At 69.8% G+C, this 8,278-nt stretch carries 9 protein-coding genes and 1 tRNA gene; 1 reads left to right on the top strand and 9 read right to left on the bottom strand.

The annotated features are described in order from the left end of the window. A partial coding sequence (locus RT309_RS03255; RefSeq protein ID WP_313355284.1) for an ATP-dependent helicase C-terminal domain-containing protein occupies positions 1 to 1,214 on the top strand: 1,214 nt, incomplete at its 5' end. A 46-nt stretch (positions 1,215 to 1,260) separates the two neighbouring features. Here RT309_RS03255 and RT309_RS03250 read toward each other — a convergent pair. From RT309_RS03250 to RT309_RS03210, 9 genes are all read right to left on the bottom strand, one after another. Then, a complete protein-coding gene (locus RT309_RS03250; protein ID WP_313355282.1) occupies positions 1,261 to 1,995 on the bottom strand; it encodes an ABC transporter permease in 735 nt (244 codons plus the stop codon). After that, positions 1,995 to 2,750, bottom strand: coding sequence for an ABC transporter ATP-binding protein (locus RT309_RS03245; protein ID WP_313355280.1), 756 nt, complete (start codon positions 2,748 to 2,750; stop codon positions 1,995 to 1,997). Before RT309_RS03245 ends, RT309_RS03250 begins: the two co-directional genes overlap by 1 nt. Positions 2,751 to 2,794: 44 nt before the next feature. Then, on the bottom strand, positions 2,795 to 4,345 hold the full coding sequence (locus RT309_RS03240; RefSeq protein WP_313355278.1) for an L-serine ammonia-lyase, iron-sulfur-dependent, subunit alpha: 1,551 nt from the start codon (positions 4,343 to 4,345) through the stop codon (positions 2,795 to 2,797). A 58-nt stretch (positions 4,346 to 4,403) separates the two neighbouring features. Further along, entirely contained in the window at positions 4,404 to 4,817 is a 414-nt protein-coding gene (locus RT309_RS03235) for a hypothetical protein (RefSeq protein ID WP_313355276.1), read from the bottom strand. A 99-nt stretch (positions 4,818 to 4,916) separates the two neighbouring features. Further along, a tRNA-Arg gene (locus RT309_RS03230) sits at positions 4,917 to 4,989 on the bottom strand. Positions 4,990 to 5,062: 73 nt separating this feature from the next. After that, positions 5,063 to 5,695 carry an asparagine synthase gene (locus tag RT309_RS03225; RefSeq protein WP_313355274.1) on the bottom strand — a complete coding sequence of 211 codons (633 nt, stop codon included), beginning with the start codon at positions 5,693 to 5,695 and terminating at the stop codon, positions 5,063 to 5,065. Positions 5,696 to 5,749: 54 nt separating this feature from the next. Beyond that, positions 5,750 to 6,409 carry a GntR family transcriptional regulator gene (locus tag RT309_RS03220; RefSeq protein WP_313355272.1) on the bottom strand — a complete coding sequence of 220 codons (660 nt, stop codon included), beginning with the start codon at positions 6,407 to 6,409 and terminating at the stop codon, positions 5,750 to 5,752. Positions 6,410 to 6,478: 69 nt separating this feature from the next. Further along, positions 6,479 to 6,613: a methionine/alanine import family NSS transporter small subunit gene (locus RT309_RS03215; protein WP_313355270.1), complete on the bottom strand. Its 135-nt coding sequence runs from the start codon at positions 6,611 to 6,613 to the stop codon at positions 6,479 to 6,481. Further along, entirely contained in the window at positions 6,610 to 8,229 is a 1,620-nt protein-coding gene (locus RT309_RS03210; protein ID WP_313355268.1) for a sodium-dependent transporter, read from the bottom strand. Before RT309_RS03210 ends, RT309_RS03215 begins: the two co-directional genes overlap by 4 nt. Between the last annotated feature and the right edge of the window lie 49 nt (positions 8,230 to 8,278).

The following is an 8,278-nucleotide window of genomic DNA, read 5'->3' as shown; positions in this document are numbered from 1 at the left end:
GGGCGCTGCGCGACGGGTCGAGCCTGGTCGGCGCACGGGCGGCCGCCGAGGTCGTCGCGCTGGTCGGCGGTGACATCCGCGTGCCCGATGCCGACATCGCCGCCGCCGTCGGCGCGCTGCGTCACGGTCGAAGCCCGGATGCGCAGCGGTGGGCTCGCGAGGTCGACCGCCTCGTGCGTCTCCTGCCACCGGAAGGGTCTGCGCGTGGCCGCTCAGACGATGTCGGGCTCGTCGTCGCGCTCGCCTTCCCCGCACGGATCGCCAAGCGGGTCGAGCGCTCGTCAGACGGGGCGACGTTCCTGCTGGCATCCGGAACCCGAGCGGGGATCAGCGGCCCCCTCGCCGACACCGAGTGGCTGGCCGTGGCCGATGTCGCACGGGCATCCGGTCGGGTCACCGCCGGCTCGGGCGCGGTGATCCGCACCGCCGCGGCGATCACCGAGCAGCACGTCGAGCGCGCCGCCGATCACCTGATCACCGATCGGGTCGAGGCGCAGCTGATCGGCGGCCGTGTCAGCGCCCGCCGCGAGCGACGCGTCGGGGCGATCGTGCGCTCGTCCGTCCCGGTGCGTGCGTCTGCCGTAGAGGGCCGGGATGCTGTGCAGCGCGCCGTGCAGGCAGACGGTCTCGACGTGTTCACCTGGTCGGATGCCGCCGATGGGCTGCGCCGACGGATGGCCCTGCTGCACCGTGAGCTGGACGCGCCCTGGCCCGACGTCTCAGACGCTGCCCTGCTGGCCCGCCTCGACGACTGGCTCGATCCCGAGCTCACGGCCCTCGCGAGCGGCACTCCGGCCGATCGCATCGACCTCGTGACGCCGCTGCGCCGGCTGCTGCCGTGGCCGGCCGCCGCCGAGTTCGACGCGTTCGCTCCCGAACGGCTCGAGGTGCCCAGCGGCTCGCGCATCCGGATCGGCTATCCCCCGCTCGACGAACCCGCCGCGCAACCCGTGGTGTCGGTCAAGCTGCAGGAGTGTTTCGGCTGGGCACAGACGCCGCGGCTCGTCGGCGGGCGCGTGCCGGTGCTGTTCCACCTGCTGTCCCCCGCCGGGCGACCCCTCGCAGTGACCGCCGATCTGGCCTCGTTCTGGTCGGGCCCGTACGCGCAGGTGCGAGCGGAGATGCGCGGCCGGTATCCGAAGCATCCGTGGCCCGAGGACCCCTGGGCCGCCGCACCCACCCGGCACTCCACGAAGCGCGCCGCCCGAGAGTGACGGGTTCATGCCCCGTCACTCCCCGTGGCGGCGTGCTCACCGTCGCTCAGGGCGTGCGTCGGCGCAGCGTCAGAGGCGCCAGCACGAGGCATCCGACCGCGAATGCCCCGACGATCAGCAGCGGCGAGCCGACGTCCCAGCCCTCGTCGCCCGCCGTGACACCCTCGATCGCGTCGATCGCGTGGCTCAGCGGCAGCCAGTCCGAGATCGCGTACAGCACATCGGGCATCTGGTCGCGCGGCATGAACAGCCCGCCCAGGATGATCTGCGGGAACACGAGCACCGGCATGAACTGCACCGCCTGGAACTCCGTCTGCGCGAATGCGCTGGCCAGCAGGCCGAGTGCCGTGCCGAGAATGGCGTCGACCACGGCGACCAGACCCAGCTGCCAGAGCGGGCCGTCCACCTGCAGACCGCACACGTACACGGCGAAGGTCACCGTGATGATCGCCTGCACGACGGCCATCAGCCCGAAGGCCAGCGCGTAGCCGATGATGAAGTCGGCTTTACCGAGCGGGGTCGTCATCAGCCGTTCGAGCGTGCCGGAGCGACGCTCGCGAAGGGTGGTGATCGAGGTGATCAGGAACATCACGATGAACGGGAAGAGCGCGAGGATCGCTCCGCCGAACCGGTCGAAGACGCCTTCCTGATCGGCGAACAGCCAGGCGAAAAGCCCGACCAGCAGGCTCGGCGCGACCAGCATGAGAGCGATCGAGCGAGGGTCGTGGCGCAGCTGGTGCAGCACCCGCCCGGCGGTGGCGATCGCGCGGCGGATGCTCATCACTCGACCCCCCGCCGGGAGCGGCGCGTCTCGTGACCGACGTCGCGTTCGATCAGGGTGAGGAACGCGTTCTCTGCGTCGGTCTGCCCGGTGTCGTCGAGCAGCCGCCGTGGCGTGGTGTCGGCGAGCAGTCGTCCGTCCCGCATGAGCAGCAGCCGGTCGCAGCGCAGCGCCTCGTCCATGACGTGACTCGAGACGAGCATGGTCGTGCCTGCGTCGGCGATCTGACGGAAGAGCCCCCACAGCTCGGCCCGCAGCACGGGATCGAGACCGACGGTCGGCTCGTCGAGCACGACCAGCTCGGGCTCGCCGAGCAGGGCGACCGCGAGCGAGACGCGGTTCTGCTGACCGCCGCTGAGATCGGCGACCGTCTGCTGCGCGTGGCGTGCAAGCCCCACCCGCTCGATCACACCGGTGACGTCGGAGCGCGATGCGCCGACGACGGATGCGAAGTACCGGAGGTTCTCGCGCACGCTCAGGTCGTCGTAGACGGCGGAGCCCTGTGTGCCGTACGAGACACGGTGCCGCAGTTCGGGCGAACCGGCCTGCTCGCCGAACACGGTCACCGTGCCGCCGTGTACGCGCTGCACGCCGACGATCGAGCGCATCAGCGTCGTCTTGCCGCACCCCGACGGCCCGAGCAGGCCGATCACCTGCCCGCCGGGAATGCGCAGCGACAGCCCGTCGAGCACGTCGTGGTGCCCGCGTCGTACGCGCAGCCCGTCGATGACGACGGCGTCCGCCGGGTTCATCATGCGTCGATTATTCACCCGCGAACCAGTTCACGGGTGAACAATCGTCAGCACTCGATGACGTTCACCGCGAGACCGCCCTCGCTGGTCTCCTTGTACTTCGTCGACATGTCGAGACCGGTCTGGCGCATGGTCTCGACCACGGCATCCAGCGAGACGTAGTGGTGGCCGTCGCCGCGCAGCGCGAGACGCGCCGCCGTCACCGCGGTCGAGGCGGCGATCGCGTTGCGCTCGATGCACGGGATCTGCACGAGCCCGCCGATCGGGTCGCAGGTGAGCCCCAGGTGGTGCTCCATCGCGATCTCGGCGGCGTTCTCGATCTGCCGCACCGTGCCGCCCATCACTGCGGTGAGGCCGCCGGCCGCCATCGCGCATGCCGAGCCGACCTCGGCCTGGCAGCCGCCCTCAGCGCCCGAGATCGACGCGTTCGCCTTGAACAGCGAGCCCAGCGCCGTCGCGGTGAGCAGGAATCGCCGGATGCCGCGGCGCCGGTTCGCCTCGGCCACCGCGTCGCCCTTCGGCAGGCTCAGGGACCCATCGGAGGAGCTCAGGGACCCATCGGGGGTGCGTGGGGATCCATCGGGGGTGCTCATCGCCCCAGCCGAAGGGCGGAAGCCGAGCAGGGCGCTGCCGACCAGCTCCCCGTGCGGGGTGACCGCGTTGCCGACGCCCAGGCCGGAGTCGGCGAGGAAGCGCCACCAGTACATCGCCACCGCGGGCAGGATGCCGGCCGCGCCGTTCGTCGGGGCGGTGACGACGCGACCGCCCGCCGCGTTCTCCTCGTTCACGGCGAGCGCGAAGGCACCCAGCCATTCGCCGGGAAGCGCCGGATGCCCGTCGGCTTCGACCGCCTCGAGCTGCTGGCGGATGTCGCCCGCCCGGCGCTTCACCTTCAGGATGCCGGGCAGCGTGCCCCCGGAGTGCAGTCCGGCATCGACGCACGACGCCATGGCATCCCAGATCGCGTCGAGACCCGTCGCGACCTGCTCTTCGGAGCGCACCGCCATCTCGTTCCCGCGGGCGATCTCGGCGATCGACATGCCCGTCTCGTCGCACAGTGCGAGCAGCTCTTCGGCGGTGTCGTACGGGTACGGCTGCGGGGCCGCGACCACCCGCGCCTCCTCGCCGTCGCGGCGGATGAAGCCGCCACCGATCGAGTAGTAGGTCTGCTCGAGCACCGGCGCGCCCTCGGCGTCGAGCGCGTGCAGGGTCATCGCGTTGGGGTGGCCGGGCAGCCGCGTGCGCGGCACGAAGGCGATGTCGTCTTTCGCGAACGGGATGCTGTTCTCCCCTGCCAGCATCAGATCGCGGCCCTCGGGCCAGCGGCTCCACAGCTCGCGCACCTCGTCGGGGTCGCAGCTCTCGGGGTGCAGTCCCTGCAGGCCGGCGACGACGGCATCCGGAGTGCCGTGACCCAACCCGGTCGCTCCCAGCGAGCCGAACAGCTCGCACCGAACACGAGAGACGCGACTGAGCAGTCCTTCGGCCCTCAGACGGTCGGCGAAGTTGACGCCGGCGCGCATTGGACCGACGGTGTGCGAACTCGACGGCCCCACACCGATGGAGAACAGATCGAAAGCCGAGACGTACGCAGTCACGCCCCCAGCCTACGTCCGCCAGGGCTCCTCCGGGCCGCCGCCCGCACCGGAGGCCGGATCAGCCCCAGAGCTTCCAGAAGGGCCTGCGCCGCCGGGCAGCCGCCCGATCGGTCACCCCCTGCAGGTACCGCAGCCGGGCCGGATCGAACGCGCTGGGTGGTAGGGTGATCGGCGCGCTCTGCAGATCCAGCTCGCCGAGGGCCACGCACAGCTTCCGCGGCAGCTGCCGCACGCCCTGCACGGGCTTCACGGATCGGCGGATTCTCGCCCCCTCGTCGGTGAGCCTCATCGTCCACCGGTCGTCCACCTCAGCGAGCCCTGAACCGACGAGCAGACGCACTCCCCTCTCCATCTGCTCGCGAGAGGGGACGTCAGCCTGCAGCATGTCCCACCCGCCGATCAGATCGCCGATCGGCTTCCCGTTGCGGCCGTGAAGCAGCGCCATGAGGGTGCACGCGTCATCGAGATCCATACCGACATCCTCTCGCCCGGCCGTGGACAGCATCCCTCAGGAAAGGCGAAACCCCCGCCGCTCTCGCGACGGGGGTTTCACTACTGTCTCAACACAGTGCGCGCCCCGAGGGACTCGAACCCCCAACCTTCTGATCCGTAGTCAGATGCTCTATCCATTGAGCTAGGGGCGCACGGCCCGCTCAGCGGGCCGAAGAACAGCCTACAACACGTTTCGACGAGAAGCGAAATCCGGGCGGGGCGGGCTCACGCCCGGCGCGTCCAGAGCGCGCGCTTGCCGTCTCGCTCCGCCCGCGAGCCGTCTTTCTCCGCCACTTTCTCGGCCGCCTTCTCGCGCTTGCGGCGGGCGCGCTGCTCCGACGAGAGCGCCTGCAGGTCGACGAGTTTGAGGGCCTGCATCCGCGCCTCGCGCATCTGCTCGTACTCGGGATCCTGATCCGCCCGCATCCCCTCGACGCGCAGCCGGCGATCGAGGTTGCTGCGCACATCGGTCCACGCCGCCGCCCTCGCCTCCTCCACGAGCGCACGCAGCGCCTCGGGGTCGTCGGTCATCTCGCGCAGGTGCGTGGCGACGCCGAGCGACTGCTTGGCGCGTCGCCGCAGATTGCGCACATCCCGGTCGCGGTAGTCGTGGGTGCCGTGCGGATCGGAGTGCCGGCCGCGGGCGCGCTTGCGCAGGGCCGTGAGGTGCTCTGCGGCCTGCTCGGACTCGTCGGCCATCGCACGCAGCGCGACCCGGGCCTCGTCCATGTAGTGGTCGATCTCGAAGGCACCGCCCTGTGCGATCGTCCCGACCAGGATCTGGTTCTTCACGGTCAGCCGAACGGCCGCCGTGGCGATCGCGACGCCCTCGGCGACGGCATCAGCTGTTCGTCCCACGAGTACCTCCCGCATCGAGCGTACCGGCACCCCACCGACAGCGGTGGGGTGGGTTCATTCGCGCGGAGCGGATGCCCCGAACATGCGCTCGTGAGCGGCTGTCCGTCCTTCCGCAAGGTGCGCGGGAACCAGCCGCCGCAGGGCCTCGATGTCTCGCGCGCGGATCGCGTCGAGGATCTCACGGTGAGTCGATGCCATGTCGGCGAGGTCGTCGTGCTGGCCGAACAGCCAGCGCAGCCTGGTGACCAGAGAGCCCGCCAATTCGACCAGCATGGCGTTCTGCGACAGCCGGACGACGGCCATGTGGAACGCCGTCGACGCGTGTCGCGCGGATTCGACGTCGTCGAGCGCCGCCGCAGCGGCCTCCTGCGCGACGAGCGACTCGAGCAGCGCGATGCCGGCTTCGTCGACACGCTGTGCGGCGAGCACGAACGAGAGCGTCTCGAGCGCCTCTCGGACCTCGAAGAAGCCTTGCAGGTCGTGCGGCGAGAACTCGCGGACCGTCGCCCAGCTGCGCGGCCGTGCCACGACGATCCCGTCGGCGACCAGCGCCTTGATCGCCTCGCGTACCGGCAGCCGCGACACCTGCAGCTCGGCGGCGATGTCGCGCTCGACCAGTCGGGATCCCGGTGGGCGTCGACCCGACATGATGTCCTCTCGGAGCGCATCGGCGACGCGCTCCGATTCGAGGCCCGACGTTGCATCTGACGGCATGATCGGATTCAACCACCACCCGGCCGATTCAGCCAGTGTTCCGGCATTCCGCCTGGTCCGGCAGGTCCGTCAGAGCTCGACGGGCGGCGCCGGCTCGTCTTCCGCCACTTCGGGGTGACGCACCAGGTTCACGACGGCGACGGCGAGCCCTCCCCACACGGTGACCATCGCGACGATCATCATGACGACAGCGGTGGGGGTCATGGTCGTGCTCCCTTCGTGCGGGCATCCGCGACGGCGATGCTCGCGGTCTCGGCATCCGGCTCGTAGTTCTCGACGTCGAGGAACTCGTCGTACTCGGGATCGTCCTTCGCGTGCGAGCGACGGCTCCACGGCAGCAGCGACAGCAGGATCGCGAACACGATGATCGCGACCACCGTCCCCCAGCCGAAGATCGCCAGGAACCACAGCGGATAGCCCTCGTACGGCGTGGTGACCTTGGCGATGATCTCGCTGACGAACAGGTAGCCGAGCACGACCGGGGCGAGCGCGCCGACCAGCAGCATCCACGTCCAGCCGAGCCGGAAGCTCGATCGCCTGTTCAGGTGCTCGCGCAGCACCGGCAGCTTGCGCAGGATCCAGGCCACGAGGATGACGGCGACCAGGGCCACGGCCATGATGCCGAACGCGTTGATGAACGCGTCGGTCGTGTCGAGCACCTGCAATGCGGTGGTGGTCGAGAAGAACGCGATCGAGATCAGCGCCACGGGGATCGCCACCGTGAGCGTGGTGCGCACCCGGCCCCATCCGAGCTTGTCCTGCAGCGCCGCGACGACCACCTCCAGCACGGAGATGAGCGACGTGATGCCGGCGAACACCAGGGCGCCGAAGAAGAGGACGCCGAAGATCGAGCCGCCGGTCGCCTGCGAGACGATCGTCGGGAAGGCGATGAACGCCAGGCCGATGCCCGAGGATGCGACGCCGGAGACGTCGGTGCCCTGGGCCTGCGCCATGAAGCCGAGCGCAGCGAAGACGCCGATGCCGGCGAGGATCTCGAAACCGGAGTTCGCGAAGCCGACGACGAGACCGGATCCGGTCAGATCGGTCTTGCGCTTCAGGTACGACGAGTAGGTGACCATGATGCCGAACGACACCGACAGCGAGAAGAAGATGTGGCCGTAGGCCGATGCCCACACGCCTGGGTCGGCGAGCGCCTCCCAGTTCGGGGTGAAGAACGCGTTCAGCCCGTCCATGGCGCCGGGGAGGAACAGCGCCTGCACGACGAGGGTGACGAACATGAGCGTCAGCAACGGCATGAGGATCATGTTGGCCACGCCGATGCCGCGCTTGACGCCCAGCGCCATGATGGTGATCACGACGAGCCACACGCCGATGAGCGGAATGCCGACCTGCGGCACGAACTCGAGCGAGATGCCGTTCTTGATGTCGCCCATCTCTAGGAAGTCGGAGAAGAAGTAGTCCTGCTCGTTGCCCTCGCCCCAGGTGATCTGGGCCGAGAACCAGGTGTACATCGCCGCCCAGGCGATGATCACGGCATAGTACGTGGCGATCACGACGCAGATCAGCACCTGCCACCAGCCGAGCGGCTCGGCCGCGCGGCTCATCCGCCGGAACGCGAGCGGTGCCGACCCGCGGAAGCGGTGGCCGATCGCGTAGTCGAAGAAGAGCAGCGGGATGCCGGCGGTCAGCAGCGCGCACAGGTAGGGGATGAGGAATGCACCGCCGCCGCCCTCGTACGCGACGTACGGGAACCGCCAGATGTTGCCGAGCCCGACCGCAGATCCGATTGCCGACATGATGAAGACGTTGCGCGACCCGAAGGCCTCGCGCTTCCTGGTCTGCGTCGTTGCATTCGCCATGTTCCGAGGCTACCGGAGGGGCGGGATGCTGACGGCTGGCCTCGCCGGT

Origin of the sequence: Microbacterium sp. (assembly GCF_032084865.1) — a bacterium.
Lineage (GTDB): Bacteria > Actinomycetota > Actinomycetes > Actinomycetales > Microbacteriaceae > Microbacterium.
This window is presented reverse-complemented; position numbering and strand designations above follow the sequence as displayed.